Raw genomic sequence first — 19379 nt, forward strand, 5'->3', positions numbered from 1 at the left:
GTCTGCTGGGAGCCCGCAAAGCGTTCAGGCCCTCACGCCAGGGATTCAGACGTTGTCGAGATCTGGCTCGCGGCGGATTGATTCACGCGCACGGTGGTCACGCAGTTTGCCAAGGGTGTGTTCAAGCACGCGCTTGAGCTTTTCACTGGCCCCCCGGAAGGCTTCGTCCTGGTTGGCGCCATGGTGGTTGACGGCCACAGGCTCACGGTTGGCGAGCCGGGCCTCCAGCATGCAGCGCTTGTGGTCGGGGCTGACCTTTTCGCCGTTTTCGTCACTCATGTGCACTTCGATGCGGGTGATGTCGTCCTTGTAGCGGCTGAAAGATCCAGTCAATTCGGCGTTCGCCCAGCGTTCGAACGATTCGCCCGTGTCAATACTGTTGTTGGAGTTGATCTGAATTTGCATCTGGATTATTTCCTTTTCTGGATGAAGTGCAGCACTTGGCCAAGCGGCCGTGCGGCACGGTGACACCGCCCAAAAGGCGGAAGCTAAAAACCATTATGGCCCCGCAAGCGGAAAGGGCCTGTAGTCCCCATGCCCAGTCCGGATGTTAAGCCTCGACAACGACAGGGGCAAATCGATTTTTAACGCAACTGCTAGCTAATCAATAGCGTAAAAAGCAGACGGCTATTGCGCAAATTCACTAAAGCCCTTGAAATTTCGGCTCTGCGGCACCATGGCAAAGCTGGATATGAGATCAGTTTTTCTTTGTTCCATCCACGACTTCAGCGGCCGTGCGAAAGGCCTCGACGGCTGTGGGTACACCGCAATAGACCGCTGCATGCAACAACACTTCCTGCAACTCGGCCGGCGTGGCGCCGTTGTTCAGCGCGCCGCGCAAATGGCCCTTGAGTTCATGCTGCTTGCCGAGCGCCGTCAGCATCGCCACCGTGATCAGGCCGCGGGTTTTGAGGTCAAGGCCGGGGCGCTGCCAGACGTCGCCCCAGGCCTTGGCCGTGATGTGATCCTGAATTGGCCGGGTGAAGTCGGTCACGCCAGACAGAGCGTTGTCGACAAACGCTTCGCCCATGACTTGCTTGCGGGTGGAAAGGCCTTTGTCGTAGGCGTTGTCGGATGTTGGGTTCATGCTGCGGGCTCCTTGCAATGAAAAACCCTCAGCATAGCGGCTGCGGCTGCTCACCCGCCTGTGGCGGCATGTGGCGCATCACACAACGCCGCCAAGCGTCAGACAAGCTGCGCTAGGATGGCCTGTGCAAGCGCCTTCAGTCCAAACCAAGCAAGCCATTCAAACCTTGCAATCGATGGCTTTCGAGGTGGAATTCTTACCCAGCCAACCGGAGACCCGACATGCCACGTTACCCTGCCCCCATGCTCAATGACCTTCCCGATGACATCAGGACCAAAATTCTGGAAGTGCAGGAAAAAGCCGGTTTCGTTCCCAATGTGTTTTTGGCGCTGGCCCGCCGTCCGGCCGAATGGCGCGCTTTTTTTGCCTACCACGATGCGCTCATGCTCAAGGAAGAAAGCGGCAATCCCAACGGGTCGCTGACAAAGGGCGAGCGCGAAATGATCGTCACCACAACGAGCGCGGCCAACGGCTGCCTGTACTGCGTGGTGGCGCACGGCGCGATTTTGCGAATTTATGAAAAGAAACCGCTGGTGGCCGATCAGGTGGCAGTGAACTACCGCAAGGCGGACATTTCACCGCGTCAGCGCGCCATGCTCGATTTTGCGATGAAGGTCTGCCTGCACTCTGACCAGATTGAGGATGCCGACTTCGAGGCCTTGCAGACCCACGGCTTTGACGACGAAGACGCCTGGGATATTGCGGCCATCACTGCATTCTTCGGCCTGTCCAACCGCATGGCGAGCTTCAGCGGCATGCAGCCGAACCCGGAGTTTTATCTGATGGGGCGTTTGCCGAAACCACCCAAGCTGGCCTAAAGCTATTTATTTAATAGCTAAAAACATATGCTGGTATTGCGCTAAGTGCATTTTTCGCTGTATTTTTTAACCCACAGCCCGCAAAGCCAGCACCGCATTCGTTCCCCCAAAGGCAAACGAGCTTGACAGCATGCTTCGCAGCGCCACGCCCTCGCGGGCAGCGTTGGGCACATAGTCCAGGTCGCATGCCGGATCAGCGTGCTGCAGGTGCATGGTCGGCAGTGCCACCGAATGCTGCATCGCCATGAACGACAGCACGCATTCCAGCGCCGACGTCGCGCCCAGCAAATGACCGTGCAGCGCCTTGGTCGCGCTGATCGGGATTTGGGCCGCACGGCTGCCGAACACCGCCTTGATGGCAGCGGTCTCGACGCCGTCATTGGCCGGGGTGCCGGTGCCGTGGGCATTGATTGCATCCACTTCGTCTGCCGACATGCCGGCGGATTGCAAGGCGGCTCGCAGGGCGGCCGCCTGGCCGGCGACGCTGGGCCGGGTGATGTGGCCCGCATCGGTGAACAGCCCATAACCCGCCAGTTCGCCGTGAATCGTCGCGCCGCGGGCGAGCGCATGGTCCCAGGGTTCGAGCACCAGCAGGGCCGCACCCTCGCCCAGCACCATGCCGCTTCGGTTTTTGGAAAATGGCTTGCACGAGGCAGACGGATTGACCGGATCGATGCTGGCCACGGTGCGCAGCGCTTCCCAGGCTTTCAACGAACCGAAGCAAAGCGGCGCTTCGCTACCGCCGGCCAGCGCGATGTCGATGTCACCACGCGCCACCCGCAGCCAGGCCTCGCCGATGGCAACAGCCGACGATGAGCACGCGGTTGAATAGCTCAGGTTCGGCCCGCTCCAGTTTTGCTCGATGCCGATCCAGGCGGCCGGCGCATTGTGCATGCCCATCAACACCGTGAAAGGCTTGATGCGGTCGGACTTCTCGCCGTACAGTGTCTGGTAGCCGTCGTCGATGCTGCCAATACCGCCCATGCCAGTGCCAACGAAAACACCGGCGCGCTGGCGATCTGCATCTGCCAGCATTGGCCGTGCCTCAGCCAATGCCTGCCGCGCCGCCACCAGCGCGAACTGGCTGATCCGGTCCAGCATCCGCAGTTGCGGCGGATCGAAATGGTCGGCACAGTTGAAGGCGACCGTGGCGCCCAGCGGCGCGGACAGCCGGTGGGCGAAAGGAACATCGAGCCGGTGAACGGCAGAGCATCCCGCGCGCGCGGCAGCAAACGCTTCTGCAGCGCTGTTACCCAGAGGCGACACCACCCCCATGCCGGTAACGGCAACCCGCCTCACGGCACAGTCGAAGAAATGGCTCCCGGCAAGATGCCAGACGACGCGGCGCTTGGTGCGCCAGCTTGGTTCTGCTGCTTGGCCAACAGTCCGTCGATGAAACGCGCCACGTCGCCAACGGTCAGAAGTTGCACCGGCTCGGGCGGCAGGGTGATGCCGAACTCGTCCTCTATATTGAACAGCAGGTCGGCCACACCCAGCGAATCAATGCCCAAATCTTCAAGCGGTGCGTCCGGCGTAAGTTGCGCGGCGTCAAGCTTGTAGTCCTTCATCAAAATGGCGAAAAGCCGGTCGAAGGTCGTGGTGCTGGGCATATCTTTCCTTTGTTTTATACCGGGTCGGGATGGATGGGCTTCACTGCGCATCAGGCCTGGTGGATCGTGTGCTGGCACCCGCTGCCAGCCAGCTTGCCGTGTCAACGCTGATGGCGCACCTGACCTTGCCGCCGCGGCGCGCGCCATGCGTCATCAGCGCGGGCCAGCGACCCAGCAGCCCCAGCCATGGCGATGTCAGCGCGGGCCGCATGGCCAGGTGGGCCAGAGTGGCGGCCAGTCGAAGGCGCGGCGCGAACTGACGACGCCATTCGGCTGCATAGCGGCGGCGCACGCTGGAGTGCCATACGGTGTCGGCCAGGCCGTCATGTGGTGCAGCCGAACGCAGCAGTTGCGCGCACAGCAGCCACGCCGACTGCATCGCCATGCTCATGCCTTCGCCGATGATGGGATGCGCCTCGCCCGCCGCATTGCCAATGCGAAACAGCATGTCGTCAGCGCGCAGCCTGATGCCCGGATCAATCGGCCCGGCGGCCAGCCAGGCGCCCTCGCGTTGCGCCGGACCCAATGCCTGCGCCACGCCGTGGCATGACGCCTTTAAAAAAGCCTCGACCGCGTCGCCTGCACACAGACCCGGATACAAGCGGCGGCAGGCTTCAAGGCGGTCTTGCCGGATGCAGCAGGCCAGCGTGGTGATGCCCTGATCGGCCAGCACCATGCCGCCATAGCCACCGTCGAATGACAGCACCGGCAGCAAGCCGGGCGCCAGGCTTGCATGGCGAAAATTGGCCTTGAACGCGAACAGGTCACCGGGCTGGCGCGCAAGGCGTCGTTCGGCCCGGTCGGTCGGCAAGGGCTCCCATGAACCATGCGCGGCAATCAGCACCGGCGCCTGCAGTTCTTCATGCTGGTCAGAACCGATGGCACGAATTTCGCACGAGTGGTTTCCCACGCTGCCACCAAGCGCTTGTACAGCCCACGGCTGCAGCACCACCGCACCACTGGCACGGGCCTGCGCCAGCAGCAGCGTGTCGAGTGTTTCGCGGCCCAGCGCCCTGCCCCAGGCACGCTTCGGCTGGTCTGCCGCCGGCAGGTCGGCAATGAAGGTTCGCGCTCCTTGCATCAGCGCAACCTGGCGCAGTTCAGGTCCTGCGCTGGCGTCAAACTCTGCGCCGATGCCCAGCGCATCGAGCAGCGGCAGGTTGCTGGCGGCCAGGCATTCACCGCAGACCTTGCGACGCGGAAAACTCTGTTTTTCAACCAACGCCACCGACCAGCCAGCCCGTGCCAGCAGCACGGCAGCAGTCGATCCGGCGGGCCCTGCACCCATGATGATGGCGTCGAAGCGGTGGTTCATCATGGTGAGCCAGCCCTGCCCTGACCGCTGTGTTTGGCCAGAAAACAGTGGCTGAACAGGCCCGCCGAAGATTCACTGAGGGTCCAGAAAGACGGGTCTCCGGTCCACAGCGCGCTGAGTTCCTTGCCCCTGAATCCGGCATGAACACTCAGCACCGCGTCCTCGCGTGTGACCGCATTGGCGCCCACTGCCCCGACCAGATGGCTGCCTGCCAGCGCCAGCCCCGCGCGGCGCGGCTCGCAAACCAGAAAATGCCGGGTGCGCGACTCGATCGCCGCCAGCAATGTGACCAGCTCAGGCTCTTCGAAATGGTGCAAAAACAGATTGGCCACAATGACATCGAAGCGCGTATTTAGCCCGTGCATGCCAGGCAATGGGGTCGAAACCCAGTCGAATACGTCAACCACCTGGGAGCTGGCGGTCCAGCCCAGGCTGGCATAGCTGTCGAGGGTGGAGCGGGTCACCAGGTCCTGTCGGTCGAGCAATGTGATTTCGACTGCCGGCCATTGCGCGCCCAGGGTACGGGCAACGCCCAGCATCAAACTGCCGTCGCCCGCGCCAAGTTCGAGCAGCCGAAGGGGCGCGGTTGGGGGACGCGACGCCAGCAGCCGCTGGAGCGCCCGCGCCATGATGCCGCGCGTGCCCATGAGCCAGTGAATGCGCTGCAGGTCCCGGCGTGAGCGCATGGCGGACGGATCGCCCTCAGCCAGTCCATCGAGTGTTTCGGCTGTCACGGTGCGCGGCATGTTCAGCATGCGGGCTGCACTTCCAGCAAGGCGCCATGGCAGCTGAAACCGGCGCCGAAAGACGACAGCCACCACCAGCCGCCCGGTGCACGCTCTTGCAGCGCAGCTTGCAATACGAAATAGACAAAAGCACTGGACAGGTTGCCGTACTCGCGCAGCATGGCGGCGCTGTAGCGCAGATCGGCGGGCGCAAGCTCCAGACGCCGCTCCAGTGCCCGCAGCACATCGCGGCCGCCGGCATGCATGATCCAGGCGCTGATATCCTGGCGGCCAATGCCGGCCCGATGAATCACGGTGCCCAGCACCTGTTGCGCATAATCGGCCGCCAGCGCCGGAACCTCCCGCGTCAGGATGTTGCGCAGCATGCCAGCCCGTTGCTCAAACTTCAGGGCTTCGCGCCGGGATGGCTCCAGCAGCGACGCGCTGTCCTTCCACTCTACCTGCCGACCGGTCGTGCCCGGATTGCGCGACAGGACAGCAGCACCGGCGCCGTCGCCGAAAAGGCAGGCACTGATCAGCACACCGGGGTCATTGTCCAGGTACATTGCGGCACTGCTGACCTCAACGCACACCGACAGCACGCGTTCGCAGACACCCGATTTGAGCAACGCAGCACCCAGTTGCAAATTGGGCAAGGCTGCAGCGCAGCCTTGGCCGACCAGATCAAACGCCTGGATTTCAGGCCTCAGACCAAGCCGCTCGGCCACATGTCCCGTCAGGCCCGGACACACATAGCCTGTACAGGTGCTGACCACCACCGCATCGATGTCATGAGCCAGGCAACCGGCGTTTTCCAAGGCACGCACGGCAGCCTGTGTAGCCAGCGCTGGCGCATGGTCCAAAAAGCGTTTGTAAAGGGTGTCGGGGTCAATGCAAAACACATCGGCCAGCGAATCGACGGCCAGCCAGCGTGCCTCGATGCCGTTGTCACGCTGCAGCACGGTTCGCGCCACAAAATGCGCACGGGCATCAAGCCGTTCAAACCAGTCAGAATTTTGGAACGCTTCCAGGCACTCGCTCTTTGTATAACGCGAAGCGGGTGTGGCCGTTCCAATTCCGAGAAAAAACATGGTGCAGCTTGCCTTCTTGCGTGACAGACCAGCAGGATACGACCTTTCAAAATTCTGCGCGCAACCGTTTGGAGGCTTCAGGCCGTAGGACAGTGCCGCAAGACCCATCAGCAGTTACGCTGGCGACTTGGTTTAAGGCAAACCGTCAGGAATGGGACTCAAGTCGCTTTCGGCACTGCAACGCCTTGCGTCAACAGGCGCTGCAGGAAGTCACTGATCTAAGCTGTCTCCGATTGCTTTGACTGAATACGACGGCTCCGCACGCGACTCCGGGCTTCACGCAATTGCTGCGTGAAGCCCGGAGTCTTAAGGATCGGATGCAGTTAAAGAGGCAAGGGTTTCAGGTCTTAGCAAGCAAACCGGGACCAGAAATAAGTACTGATGGTCGGGTTATAGCCTGGATTGGCGGAGGTGGCTTTGTACTTGTAGCCATTTGAATACGTCACCACGCTTCCAGCAGGGTATTGCTTGCCTTGAGTCCAGGTCGAGCTGTTGCATGTCGGTGCAGGTGCCGGAGCTGGTGCTGGTGCAACCGCAGGCGCAGGCGCAGGAGCAGAAGACACCGCACAGCTGTATTGCGACCAGAAATAGCTGCTGATGATCGGGTCGTACCCTGGATTGGCAGACTTGGCGATGTACTGTTTGCCATTGGAGTAGGTCACGATACTGCCGGCAGCATATTGCTTGCCTTGAGTCCAGGTCGAGCTACTGCATGCTGGGGCGGGTGCCGGAGTTGGTGCCGGAGCAGGGGTGAATACAGGAGCAGATGACGCTGCACACATGTATTGCGACCAGAAATAGGTGCTGATGGTCGGGTCGTACCCTGGATTGGCAGAATTGGCGATGTACTGTTTGCCATTGGAATAGGTCACGATACTGCCGGCAGCATATTGCTTGCCTTGAGTCCAGGTCGCGCTGCTGCACGCGGGAGCTGGTGTTGGCGAAGCCGTTACTGGCTTCGGTGTTGGTGTTGGTGTTGGTGTCGGTGTTGGTGTTGGTGTTGGTGTTGGTGTCGGGGCAACGGAATCAGCAGCTGTCTTGAAGATGTTCAAGAACTGGTAGTTAGACTGTGCGACGCCACTGAACGAACTCAGATCGGTCGAAGCATTCGTGGCTTGCGCCCGATCGCGCTGGAATGACCAATAGGAAAGCAGGCCAATTCCATTGGCTTTGGCGAAGTCGGCAATGGTTTTTGCATCAACCAGCGAGAAAGTCGAACCGTCATCGTTCTTTCCGATCATTGGCGTCAAGCCCATCATGGCATGCAACTGCGCCTGGGTCTTGTTTGGATACAGGGTTGCCATCTGGCTGACCGCAGAACGGAAGGTCATGATGGACGCCTGAGCTAATGTGGAAGGCACCACCATGGTCCTGAGGTTTTCAAGGCCAAAGCTCATGGACATCACATTGACCATGCTGATTCGGACACCTGCGGCGATCGTCGACCTCAGCAGATCCATCGAATTGTTGTCTACACCGCGCAGCCAGCCAGGCAAGGTGAATGACGTGTAGAGATCCGGGTACTTGGCCTGAAGGCGAACCAGTACACGCGTCCTGCGGGCAGTGCCTTCGACATCAAGCAACTGATGGCCTTCGACATCCCAGTCAATCCGGCGAGTTCCCGAATCAAGCATCAGCTTTTCCAGCATGTTGAAAAGCTGGTTGTCGTCCTTGCACGCAATTTCTGCATACACGCCGTTTTGCCCACCGAAAGAAATAATCAGTTGTCCACCTGAACCGACATAAGTGCGTGCATCCGGCAGTTTGTTGAGCAAGTCTTGATCCAGCGCGCAACTTCCCTTTGTGATGGCGAAGGCGAGCGTCGCACTGTCCAGGCCGGCTACTCGTTTAGCTTCAGTGAGGGTATCGCCGCCCCACGCATGAAAGTAAGGGGCAATTTCAACCGCACTGGCTGATTGACCCAAGCTAATCAGGACCGCAGCAGTAGCAGCTGCAGCAATTTTTGAGAAGTTACGTTTTTGCATAAAAATCCATTCAAATGTAAAAGTTGCCAAAATTTCGCTGAACAAAAAATCAACCGAAGCGGTCGTTTTCACTTTTGAAGTGATTTCGATCTGCTTGATAAGAGTCTTAATGCTTGGTAAATCACCAATCAACCTTGCCAGTTCTTTCAAAAACCTGGCTTTAGTTCAAAACCTGGCTGAATCTTAATAGGTACCCAAACCCATTAAATTTACATATTTTTGGATTCAAGGAGAATTCACCTACACAAAAAGTAGTCCTTGTCTTACAAAAAATTTAAGATTTTTAAAAAATTTTCAAAAAACGAAAAATTAAAAACTTTTCCATCATCAAATTTTTTCAATTCTCAAAAAGGCTTTTTTGCAGAGACTTTGGTTTTTTCAGAGCAAAAAAAATCAGGCTTTCCCCTATGAAAGCAACAATTAACAAGCTTAAAAAGCTCAAAACCAAAACAAGTAACAAAGAGTCTATAAATTATCATTTTGTAAAAAACTTACAACTTATTTTTTTATGGGAAATCTATAAAAAAATTTTATAAAAACAATAACTTTTTTGTTTTAATTAGTAAAAATAATTTTTTAATGCAAAAGACCATTAGTTACAAGTAAACATAAGGTAACAAATTAACACCTTTTATCAAAAAAAACAAAGATTTAAATTAGCAAACTGATAAATGTAAGAATTTGTTTCGTATTCCTACTCGCCTGTAGGCAAATTCCGATTGGGAAGGACAGGTTTTTGCTATGAGAAAGAAAGAGCCAAAGCTTTTCATCCTGAAAACAGTCGCTTGGCGCAGGGCGTACGAGGTGTCAGATCACCGTCAACAAACTGATTCATGGGGCGCTGTGGTGACTAAGCAAGATCGGCGAACAATTGGGTTTGGCGCGACGTTATTGGTGGCTGGCAGCGTTGCCTGCGGCCTTATTGATTGACTCCAACACAGCACAGTGTTGATGGCACCGCTGGTTGGTCCTGGTCAAGCGAGACCTCAATAATTAGGTGCTGCGCATTACGAAAGCCGAAGAGACATGATTTATGGTGTCGGAAATGACGGCCATGGCGGGAGCAGTCCGCGCAATATGAACACGGGAAAACCGGGCTGGTCCGGCCAAATGATTGATGCTTTTTTTGATTTCGCCAAGCCGCACTGGTCAACAGCGAAAAGTATCCCGTGGGGTGCATGGACCAGACGCACCGGCAGTTGATTCGTCAAACCCGCGAATTTATTGCCGCAGCGTCTGGGCGGTCCGGGCGCCATGTCTGCGAATACAAACGCTGCGGCCGGTGCAACATCTTTCTGGCCAGCTGGTGGCTGGCCGGCAGGCGACTGACCAAGGCGCACCGAGCGCCGGACCAAACTCGACTGGGCGGTGTTTGTGCAGGACATCGCCGCAAGCTCCCCTGATGCGCAGAGCATCACGCTGGTCATGCATAACCTCAACACGAACACCCCGGGCTCGCTGTACGGGGCGTTTGTCCCCGGCCAGGCCAAGGCGCTGTGGGGCCGCTTCGAGTTCGTCTACACCCACAATCACGGCAGCTGGCTGAACATCGCAGAAATCGAGAAAAACGTCATGGTGGGCCAGTGCATGGACCGGAGCATCGACAGCATCGAGACTGTGCGAAGCGAAGTCGCTGCCTGGCACGCTCGCAGCGACAACCTTCAGGGCAAAGGCAACTGGCAATTCACGACCAAAGATGCACGCGTCGAACTCAAACGCCTTTATCCGACAACTTCGTCAAGAAGCGACAACGGTCCGAATCAACTGTTCTTCAGTCAAACAGCACACATTCAACAAGTGAAGCGATACCGTAACAACCTCCAAAAAAAATCGACATAAACCTGAGGAAAACAGAAAAAATCCAGACTATTAAAAACTCTTACAGTTTTTTTGATAGCTACACATACAAGTGCAGCAGGCGGATAATGGCTTTTTGATACCTAAATCAGTCTTGTATCAGCTGACGTATCCAGTCAGGCAGGTTTTTTGCTTTTTGCGCGGGAAAATCAACCCAGATAGTGGTCGCACCGCCAGCGGCGCAAATGACCCCAGGCTGTTCAGCACGTTCCATCGTCGCCCAGCTTTCAAAAGTCGTTCGGCCTGGGTCGCTGACAAACATCCTGATCAGCACCTCGCCTGGGTATTCAAGCTGTTTGTAGAAATTGCAAAATGCATTGACGATGACCGGCCCTTCTCCCTTCGGATCAGGCTTGCACCCAATGGCATGCATCCAGTCAATGCGGATAGTTTCCATGTAACGAAAGTAGGTTCCATTGTTCAGGTGTCCCATGGCATCCATGTCGCCCCAGCGAATGGCAATACGCATTTCATGAACCAGTTTTTTCTTCTCGGGTATTTCAATTTTCATGGGTCGGTAGTTTGTAAAAGGGCTCAAAGACGAACCCGGAAGAATGCCAAAAAATGTCGAAATCCAACCGTGCACAGATATCAATCTGTATCGGTGTATTTCAGTAGTCATTTCAGACAAAAGAATACAACAAGGCAAACTGCGTTTTATTTTCTGTAAATTGACCGCGCAACACGCCGAACAGTGCCGAAAGCACCAGTGCCCGATACAGCGATGACGCAAACCCCACCTTGACTGAGCAAGTTTCAAAAGCGAGATTGCCCGACAGATTTGAGAACGGATTGAACTCGCTTATGCCCGACTGAGTCATGGCTGTTTGTTGCCAGGAAACAATGTCAGACTCGTCACTGACGCGACACAGCCTGTTAAATTCTTGTCCATACTAAAAGCCACCGGTCTCATATCAACATTTGGGAATTTGAAAAATGAATGATCGGTTTTCAGCCAATTTCACGACATAAAATTGATGAAAACCTAACGACCAAAAATCTCACACACAACCGTAATCAGCGAGTGCCACCGATGCAAACCCAAGAAATCTTGTCCCAGCACGGACCCCGAGAATCGATGGACTACGACGTGGTCGTGGTCGGCGGCGGCCCGGGCGGGCTGTCGGCGGCCATTCGCCTGAAGCAGCTCGCCGCCGAAAAAGGCACGGAGCTGTCGGTCGTCGTGCTCGAAAAAGGCTCCGAGCCCGGCGCGCACATCCTGTCGGGCGCCGTCATGGACCCGAAAGCCTTGACGGAGCTGATCCCCGACTGGAAAGCGCTCGGCGCGCCCTTGACGCAGGGCGTCACCGCCGACGAGGTGCTGTTCCTGAGCGAGACCGGCTCCACCAAGACCCCGGCGTTCTTCGTGCCCGACTGCTTTCACAACGAGGGCAACTATGTCATCAGCCTGGGCAACGTCACGCGCTGGCTGGCAACGCAAGCCGAAGCGCTGGGCGTGGAGATCTTTCCCGGTTTTGCCGCTAGCGAAGTGCTGTACAACGACGACGGCTCGGTCCGGGGCGTGGCCACGGGCAACCTGGGGCTGGGCAAGGACGGCGAGCCCACGGACAACTTTCAGCTCGGCATGGAGCTGCTGGGGAAATACACGGTGTTTGCCGAAGGCGCGCGCGGCCACCTGGGCCGCCAGCTGATCGAGCGCTTCAAGCTGGACGAAGGCCGTGACCCGCAGGCCTACGCGCTGGGCGTGAAGGAATTGTGGGAGATCGAGCCGGCCAGGCACCAGGCGGGCCTGGTGGTCCACACCGCCGGCTGGCCGATGACCAGCGACACCTACGGCGGCGGCTTTTTGTACCACCTCGAAGGCAACCAGGTCACGCTGGGCTTTGTCACCGGGCTGGACTACAGCAACCCCTACCTCAGCCCGTTCGAGGAAATGCAGCGCTGGAAGACACACCCGGCGATCCGCAAATACCTCGAAGGCGGCAAGCGCATCGGCTACGGCGCGCGGGCGCTGACCGCCGGCGGCGCACTCAGCCTGCCCAAGACGGTGTTCCCCGGCGGCGCCTTGATTGGCTGCGAGGCGGGCTACCTGAACGCCGCGCGCATCAAGGGCAGCCACGCGGCGATCAAGACCGGCATGCTGGCCGCTGAAGCGGCCTACGAAGCCGTCACCGCGGGCCGGCAGCACGATGAACTCGCCAGCTACCCGGCAGCGTATGAAAGCAGCTGGCTGGCCGCAGAGCTGGACCAGTCGCGCAACTTCAAGTCGTGGTTCAAGAAGGGCCTGTACGTGGGCGCGTTGATGACGGGCGTCGAGCACTGGCTGCTGCCGCGCATCGGCATGAAGCGCCCGCCGTGGACGATTCACCGCACCCAGCCGGACTACGCGATGCTCAAGCCGGCCGCCGAGTGCCCGCCTATCGTCTACCCCAGGCCGGACAACCGGCTGACCTTTGACCGCCTGACCTCGGTGTTCATCAGCAACACCAACCACGAGGAAAACCAGCCGGCGCACCTGACGTTGAAAGACGCCAGCGTGCCGGTCAGCATCAACCTGGCCACCTACGCCGGCCCCGAGAGCCGTTACTGCCCGGCCGGCGTCTATGAGTATGTGAAAAACCCGGACAACACGGACCGGCTGCAGATCAACGCGCAGAACTGCGTGCACTGCAAGACATGCGACATCAAGGACCCGACGCAAAACATCGTCTGGGTCACTCCCGAGGGCGGCGGCGGGCCGAACTACAGCGGCATGTAATTCAGAATTGACCGTTGAATTTTTGTATTTAGAGCACTTCAACCTAACTTGAAGTCAGGGAACAAGTCAATAACTTACTGCGGTTTTGCCATAAATCGTTTTCCGTGGCCGCTTGCATGCATTGAACATCACCTCGTGCGCAAGCCCTCTCACGGCCGCCTCGCGCGGCCTAATCGAGCGCTATTTCAGAATTCCAGACAGTTGTTTAAGCCAGATTGAATGCGATCCAACGTCAAAACAGGCTTCTGGTTTGTTTCGATATATCCAAAAAATCGAGATTATCAGTGCGATGGCGTCTGTCATCGTTTATCAGTCGTGATGAAAGCGTGGCTGTTGTAAGTAGCTGAGAAAGTCAGCTTTTTCTAGCAGTACAAAGCAAAAGCCATTTCGATTGCGAAAGTGGTGTTTAACATCACCCCAGCCCGCGGTTTGGTGAACTTTCTAAAAAAACAACGTTTGGCACGTTTGTACGCTTTCAATAATCAAAGCTACTACCTAGCGAAAAAACCACAAATTCCTAAAGTTTTTATTTGCAAAAATGCAAAATAAAGAAACAAAAATGCAACTTTATGTTGGTAAAAATCTTGGATTCATCTACTGAAAATAGTTCGTGGGCCATTCGGACTATTGCAGATTGAAGGGTTGGCAAACACACTTCAGACTGTTCAAGTAATGGGAAATTCATGTGCAGAGCACCGTTTTCAATTGTATTTTCGGCTGTCTTGCTGGGCGCGGCATTTCATGTGTCGGCGCACGAGTCGACAGCGGTCGGCTTGGCACAGTCCACGGTTGGAAGCCACAACGGTCTGCCCATTTCTGAGCGTTTGGATATTGACAAGGTAAGAAAATCCAATGCGGTATTGACTTACAAAGAAAATCCGATTCAAAGTCAGATTGCTCTTTCAACTTCTGGTGACGTTGATCGTCTAATTTCCAAACCTGCATTTAATACCGCTTCAATCCAGCCATATCAGGTTGACTCTGAGTGGCGCTTCATAGCTGCATTGCTGGGCACTATGGCCATCATCGGCACAATTGCAGTTCGCCGACGGAAACCAAGCGAGCCTTGGCCATGAGCGGACTTGGACAATCTGGCGTTACAGCGGTTAAATGGAGCGCCGTATCAACGCTGGCACGTTTTGTACTGCAACTAGTCGCTCAGGTGGTTTTGGCTAGAACTCTGGGTCCGGAGATATTTGGAATTTTTGCCATTGGCATGGTGGTACTTACTTTTGCCAATTTCTTCTCAGGATTTGGATTTAGTTGGAGCCTTCTTCAGCGCACCTCGCTGTGTGACGAGGATGTGCGTTTTGCCTGGACATGGCAGCTTGTTGTCGGTTTGGTGACCATGATTGGCGTTTATTTTTTGGCGCCGGCACTTGCCGACTACTTTAGGGAACCCAGAGCGCAATCGGTCATCGAGTGGCTTTCAATTGCTTGCTTGCTTTCCGCGGCTTCCGCACCCGCGACTTATCTCTTGCAGCGCGATCTTAACTTTCGTGCTGGTGGATTGATTCAAGTAGGTAGCTACATGGCAGGTTACGTCGCCGTTGGTGTGCCCATGGCGATTTTGGGCTGGGGAGCCACATCGCTGGTTGCAGCATGGCTGGTTCAGGCAGCAGTAGTCTTGGTAGCAAGTTATGTAGTCAAGCCGCACCCACTACGTCCTCTTTTCTGGTACGCGGATGCAGCCTCTGCGGTCGGTACAGGAAGGGCAGTATTCCTTACTAATATCGTTAACTGGATGTTAAACAACTTGGACCGGGTAATGATCGGTCGCTTGCTCAATACGCAAGCACTGGGTCTGTACAACGTAGCCTATAACCTAGCAGCAATGCCCAACAACCTGCTGCTGGGTGCATTGCAACCTGCATTTCTGGCAGCAGGTGCACGTTTGCAAGATGAACGTGAGCGGTTGGGACGTGCATACCTCCAAATGCTGGCGACGATCTTTGTACTGGTATTTCCAGTTTTCGTTTTTCTAGCACTCGTTTCAAACGACTTGATAAAGCTTCTGTACGGTTCAAAATGGAGCGATGCAGGTACCGTCTTAGGTCTCCTGTTCATGAGCATGCCGGCTTATGTAATTTGGGGTTTGTCAACGCCAGTTCTCTGGAACACAGGCCGCAAATATTACGAATCATTGTTCCAGTTGCCTATTCTGGTAATCGGTGCACTCGGGTTTTACTTTTTTGCGGATCAAGGAATTCAAGTTGCAGCGTCAGTTGCCGCATTGATGCTGGTGTTGCGTTCAGCGGTGGTGGGTACTACTGCGTTTCGAGCACTTAAATTAAGCTGGATTGAATTGCTGCCTGATGTAGGTCGCGGAATACTTTTTAGTTCTTTGTGCGCAATAACCGTTAAGGTAACTCAGACAGCCGTATCTAATTATCAGATGCCTCTGCTGTCACTGGCAGCCAGCATACTTGCCGCATTGTCCATTCTGTTGTTACTTCTATTTTTTCGTCCACAGTTACTGGGCGTTCAAAGCGCGTCCATGGTAGTCAGATTTTTTCCAGGTCTGGCTCAGTTTTTGAGTCAGGATGGTCTTGGCATTCAACGTAGTCCCATCATTGACTCAACGAGCGAACAGCGTTTCTAAGGCCGGTTGTAATGCAAGAAACACTCATCACTTTTATTCTGGTTGCTGGCGCAATTTTGGCAGCCTTAGCGGCCACCACGGTCATGGTTGGTACTGTTCATCTGACATCCCATCGTTCGCATGGCTATCTTCACCTGATTTTTTATGCCATGGTAGTTATGGTGGCGCTCAGTACGATTTTGTCAGGACGAGATCTGTCTGTTGTCAATTTGAATTTTGAAGAAGCACCTGTCACGTTACGTCATCCCATCATGCGATGGCTCCAGCCTATGCTTTCCTTGTTAATGCTTACAGTTGCAGGCGAACGCATTCTCAGCTATTGGTTTAACAAAGAAAAAACATTAAATGCACCATTGGTATTATTGTTCAGCTATATCATTTTCTGGTTAGGTACTGTAGTGTCTCCTGCCTTATTGGGGGCACATCCAACCATCACTCACGATTACGTATATCCGCTGGTTATTGGAGTCGCAGCAATACTGGTTTCGGGAGTTGAACGCGACGTAGCATTCAAAGCTACGCGTAATATTTTATTTTTATTCATGACAGCAAGCATGGCGTTAATTCCGTTTAAGACTGGAATGGTTTTAGAAACAACATATTCGCAAGGCTTGCTGCCGGGGGTACCACGTTTGGCTGGTCTAGCCGCACACGCTGTGTCTTTGGCAATATTGGCGCAACTTGGATTAATATGCTTACTGACACTTCCTTATGAAAATAAATGGCTAAATCGTTTGGCTTGGGTATTAGGACTAACTGTACTTTTTCTAGCACAATCCAAAACAACCTGGATAGCCTTTCTTATTTGCTGGCTATGCTTTATAAGTATTCAAAAAGGTCCTATATTTATGCGCCGTTTAGGAGATCCGGCTCGTCCAGAATTTGGAATTGCATCAATTTTAATTCTCATGCTATCCGTTTTAGCTGTGGGGCTGGTATTGATGTTTGGTGACTTGGGAACTCGCATCAATATCTTCTTCAACAGTGCAGAAGGCGCCCAACTTGCTTCATTGACAGGAAGAGATAAAATTTGGGCCATTGCCTATGATGAATGGCAGCGAAATCCCATATTTGGTTATGGCCCATTGATCTGGGAAACGGACTTTCGAATCAGTATTGGTATGCCTAATGCCACACATGCCCACAACCAATTTATGGATACATTGTCACGTTCCGGCATTGTTGGTTCAACGGCGCTTTTACTTTATATATTGGTATTAACAGCTATGTCGGTGCGCTATGCACGTGAAAGCAAGGGCCTGACGTTGGCACTGTTTATTTTATTGATGATGCGTTCTGTTAGTGAGGTTCCACTGTCTCTTTTTGGATATGGCCCAGAGTTTATTGCTCACCTGTTGTTACTAATGGCACTTGCATCAAGTGCAAGTGAGGTTCGTACCCGCATGCACCAAAGAAACTTCACACCAAGATATACAGGTACATTTTCGAAATATCCTCCAGCAAGAAATCCGCTGAATGCTGCAAGGACAGGTGCATGAAGTTTTCTGTAGTTATTCCGCTTTATAACAAAGCGTCTTACATCTGCTGCTCGGTACAGTCAGTACTGAGCCAATCTTTTACGGATTTTGAAGTAATCATCGTTGATGATGGTTCGAGTGATGGTGGATCTGAATTAGTCAGGGTAATGACTGATCCTCGTATTCGCGTGGTACATCAAATCAACGCCGGTGTGTCCGCAGCCCGAAACCGGGGTATTGCACTGGCGCAAGGGGAATGGGTAGCCTTTCTTGATGCCGATGACTGGCATCATCCTAATCACCTCCAATGCCTCCTGGATGCTCATAAAGCTTGGCCGGTAGCAGATGCAGTCGCAACTGATTTCATTCTGATCTCAGACTCAGATGGTTCTTGGCCACCGCCTTGGCCAACCTGCAAAGAGATTCCCGAAGTGGAACTCATCACAGATTTGCCACGCCGGTGGATGGTCGGGCCATCGCTTTGTAGCAGTTCCGTGGCAGTACGAAGAGAGCGATTACAACAGATGCAGCCATGCTTTCCAAATGGCGAATCCCAAGCCGAAGACCTTGACTTCTGGTTTCGCTTGGCAGAGCAGACTCCGATTGCTTTGGCACATGCACCACTTGTTGCGTACCGGATTGATGTTGATGGAAGCCTTTCAGCCGGACATAAAGTAGTCACCATACCCCGTTCACTAGAACGGATGGAAGTTCGCGCTACATCGGGCTCAATGACAGCGACGCAACGTCGATCAGCTTTATGGTTCATTGCACAGCACAAATTGACTCTAGCCAGAAGTGCACTTTCATCGGGAGAGCGCATTCAAGGCATTAAATGGCTGATGAAGGGACGCCATGCCATCACCAGCAAACGCTGGTGGATGACAGCGGTCATGGTTTTATTTTGTCCGCAAGCCCTGGTAACAAGTTGGGAACAGTGGCGCACAAATCGTAAATACCGTCACTCCAACATCACGGATGTCAGAGGCTGATATGAAACCTGAAAATTTCTCTGATAGTTTTTCGGCTATGGACTGCCGGATAACCATCATTATCAAGTCATTAAACGAAGAACAACGAATTTCACTTGCCATAGAAAGCGCACTGCGTGCAATTGAAAAGGTGGGCGGCGAAGTAATCTTGGCTGACTCAAATTCGACTGATAGAACAATTGAGTTGGCCTTGGCGTATCCGATACGCATTGTGCAACTTGCCAACGCTGAAGATCGTTGCTGTGGAGTGGGCCCGCAGCTGGGCTACCAACACTCACGTGGGGAGTTCATCTATCTTCTTGACGGAGATATGGAGATGCTGGAAGGTTTTCTGGAAGTTGCACTGGACTTCATGATGAAGAATCCCGATGCCGCGGGCGTAGGCGGCCAATTGGTTGAACTGAATACCGAAAGCCTTGAATATATAGCCAGAAGTGCACAGAAGCGCGCTCACGTAAATCCAGGAATTGTAGACCGCCTTGACGGTGGCGGACTATACAGGCGTGAAGCCATCGAAGCAGTAGGATATTTTTCCGATCGGAATCTGCACAGTTATGAAGAATTTGACTTGGCCATTCGTCTACGCAGCAGAGGTTGGAAACTCTGGCGCCTTTCCTTGGATGCTGTTCGTCACATGGGACATGACGCTCCACCCTATAAATTGCTTAGGCGACGTTGGGAGACAAAATATCTTTGGGGTTTGGGCGAGCTGGTCAGAGCTTCAACAGGTCACAATCGTTTAAAAATGGTGTTTCAAGGTCTTCACGAACTTAAGATTTACTTGAGTATTCTAGGTTGGTGGATATTATTGCTCAGTATTCTTGTTTGGCCAATTTCTGGATCGGCCAAATTCGTTTGGTTTGGCATGTTACTTACAGCGCCACTTGCCATGATGAGTTGGCGCAAACGTTCCTTTACTAAAGCACTTTATAGTATTGTCTCATGGTGTTTTAACGCCGTAGGACTGGTGCGGGGCATTATGCAACCGCAACGACCTGCAAACTCATTAATTCCGAGTCTGATTATCAGGGATTACCATGACTTATCATTACATTCAACATCAGGCGTACCGCGATAAAGCAGAAATAATAATCACTGGG

General features: G+C 54.3%; 18 protein-coding genes and 1 pseudogene. 9 read left to right on the top strand and 10 right to left on the bottom strand.

Annotated elements, in window-relative coordinates:
• Positions 1-45: 45 nt before the first annotated feature.
• Both H4V98_RS13500 and H4V98_RS13505 read right to left on the bottom strand, forming a co-directional pair.
• The gene (locus tag H4V98_RS13500) at positions 46-405 is read right to left on the bottom strand and encodes an HPF/RaiA family ribosome-associated protein (RefSeq protein WP_196865093.1); all 360 of its coding nucleotides are present in this window, start codon (positions 403-405) and stop codon (positions 46-48) included.
• 292 nt (positions 406-697) lie between these two features.
• Complete coding sequence (locus H4V98_RS13505) at positions 698-1087, bottom strand: carboxymuconolactone decarboxylase family protein (protein WP_280757571.1); 390 nt, start codon at positions 1085-1087, stop codon at positions 698-700.
• 221 nt (positions 1088-1308) lie between these two features.
• On the opposite strand from H4V98_RS13505, the gene H4V98_RS13510 reads away from it, so the two are divergent.
• Positions 1309-1905, top strand: coding sequence for a peroxidase-related enzyme (locus H4V98_RS13510; RefSeq protein WP_280757572.1), 597 nt, complete (start codon positions 1309-1311; stop codon positions 1903-1905).
• Positions 1906-1971: 66 nt separating this feature from the next.
• On the opposite strand, the gene H4V98_RS13515 is transcribed toward H4V98_RS13510, so the two are convergent.
• The 6 genes from H4V98_RS13515 to H4V98_RS13540 all read right to left on the bottom strand — a co-directional run bounded on the left by H4V98_RS13515 (position 1972) and on the right by H4V98_RS13540 (position 8781).
• Positions 1972-3204, bottom strand: coding sequence for a beta-ketoacyl-[acyl-carrier-protein] synthase family protein (locus tag H4V98_RS13515; protein ID WP_280757573.1), 1233 nt, complete (start codon positions 3202-3204; stop codon positions 1972-1974).
• Positions 3201-3515 carry an acyl carrier protein gene (locus H4V98_RS13520; protein ID WP_280757574.1) on the bottom strand — a complete coding sequence of 105 codons (315 nt, stop codon included), beginning with the start codon at positions 3513-3515 and terminating at the stop codon, positions 3201-3203. The genes H4V98_RS13515 and H4V98_RS13520 overlap by 4 nt, the downstream gene beginning before the upstream one ends.
• A gap of 40 nt (positions 3516-3555) precedes the next feature.
• Entirely contained in the window at positions 3556-4833 is a 1278-nt protein-coding gene (locus H4V98_RS13525; RefSeq protein ID WP_280757575.1) for an FAD-dependent monooxygenase, read from the bottom strand.
• The gene (locus H4V98_RS13530) at positions 4830-5585 is read right to left on the bottom strand and encodes a methyltransferase domain-containing protein (RefSeq protein WP_280757576.1); all 756 of its coding nucleotides are present in this window, start codon (positions 5583-5585) and stop codon (positions 4830-4832) included. The genes H4V98_RS13525 and H4V98_RS13530 overlap by 4 nt, the downstream gene beginning before the upstream one ends.
• The gene (locus H4V98_RS13535; protein ID WP_196865098.1) at positions 5579-6646 is read right to left on the bottom strand and encodes a 3-oxoacyl-[acyl-carrier-protein] synthase III C-terminal domain-containing protein; all 1068 of its coding nucleotides are present in this window, start codon (positions 6644-6646) and stop codon (positions 5579-5581) included. Before H4V98_RS13535 ends, H4V98_RS13530 begins: the two co-directional genes overlap by 7 nt.
• 347 nt (positions 6647-6993) lie before the next feature.
• Positions 6994-8781, bottom strand: a complete 1788-nt coding sequence (locus H4V98_RS13540) for a hypothetical protein (RefSeq protein ID WP_196865099.1) — start codon at positions 8779-8781, stop codon at positions 6994-6996.
• Between the two features lie 108 nt (positions 8782-8889).
• Between H4V98_RS13540 and H4V98_RS13545 the strand changes: the two genes are divergently transcribed.
• Together H4V98_RS13545 and H4V98_RS13550 are read left to right on the top strand one after the other, a co-directional pair.
• On the top strand, positions 8890-9042 hold the full coding sequence (locus tag H4V98_RS13545; protein WP_196865100.1) for a hypothetical protein: 153 nt from the start codon (positions 8890-8892) through the stop codon (positions 9040-9042).
• A gap of 749 nt (positions 9043-9791) precedes the next feature.
• Positions 9792-10371, top strand: a pseudogene (locus tag H4V98_RS13550) (transposase); the annotation flags it as partial.
• 205 nt (positions 10372-10576) lie between these two features.
• Here H4V98_RS13550 and H4V98_RS13555 read toward each other — a convergent pair.
• Both H4V98_RS13555 and H4V98_RS13560 read right to left on the bottom strand, forming a co-directional pair.
• Positions 10577-10999 carry an acyl-CoA thioesterase gene (locus H4V98_RS13555; RefSeq protein WP_196865103.1) on the bottom strand — a complete coding sequence of 141 codons (423 nt, stop codon included), beginning with the start codon at positions 10997-10999 and terminating at the stop codon, positions 10577-10579.
• A gap of 112 nt (positions 11000-11111) precedes the next feature.
• Positions 11112-11309 carry a hypothetical protein gene (locus tag H4V98_RS13560; protein ID WP_280757577.1) on the bottom strand — a complete coding sequence of 66 codons (198 nt, stop codon included), beginning with the start codon at positions 11307-11309 and terminating at the stop codon, positions 11112-11114.
• Between the two features lie 212 nt (positions 11310-11521).
• Here H4V98_RS13560 and H4V98_RS13565 point away from each other — a divergent pair, with 212 nt between their 5' ends.
• The 6 genes from H4V98_RS13565 (at position 11522) to H4V98_RS13590 (ending at position 19357) form a co-directional block, all read left to right on the top strand.
• Positions 11522-13207 (top strand): electron transfer flavoprotein-ubiquinone oxidoreductase, encoded by a 1686-nt coding sequence (locus H4V98_RS13565; protein WP_280757578.1) that lies wholly within the window; start codon positions 11522-11524, stop codon positions 13205-13207.
• Between the two features lie 683 nt (positions 13208-13890).
• Entirely contained in the window at positions 13891-14283 is a 393-nt protein-coding gene (locus H4V98_RS13570; RefSeq protein ID WP_196863490.1) for a hypothetical protein, read from the top strand.
• Positions 14280-15809, top strand: a complete 1530-nt coding sequence (locus H4V98_RS13575; protein ID WP_196863491.1) for a lipopolysaccharide biosynthesis protein — start codon at positions 14280-14282, stop codon at positions 15807-15809. Before H4V98_RS13570 ends, H4V98_RS13575 begins: the two co-directional genes overlap by 4 nt.
• Before the next feature lie 11 nt (positions 15810-15820).
• The gene (locus H4V98_RS13580) at positions 15821-17308 is read left to right on the top strand and encodes an O-antigen ligase family protein (protein WP_196863492.1); all 1488 of its coding nucleotides are present in this window, start codon (positions 15821-15823) and stop codon (positions 17306-17308) included.
• Positions 17305-18279, top strand: coding sequence for a glycosyltransferase family A protein (locus H4V98_RS13585; protein ID WP_196863493.1), 975 nt, complete (start codon positions 17305-17307; stop codon positions 18277-18279). The genes H4V98_RS13580 and H4V98_RS13585 overlap by 4 nt, the downstream gene beginning before the upstream one ends.
• A gap of 1 nt (position 18280) precedes the next feature.
• Positions 18281-19357: a glycosyltransferase gene (locus H4V98_RS13590; protein ID WP_196863494.1), complete on the top strand. Its 1077-nt coding sequence runs from the start codon at positions 18281-18283 to the stop codon at positions 19355-19357.
• Positions 19358-19379: the final 22 nt, after the last annotated feature.

Origin of the sequence: Polaromonas sp. CG_23.6 (assembly GCF_029892315.1) — a bacterium.
Taxonomy (GTDB): domain Bacteria; phylum Pseudomonadota; class Gammaproteobacteria; order Burkholderiales; family Burkholderiaceae_C; genus Polaromonas.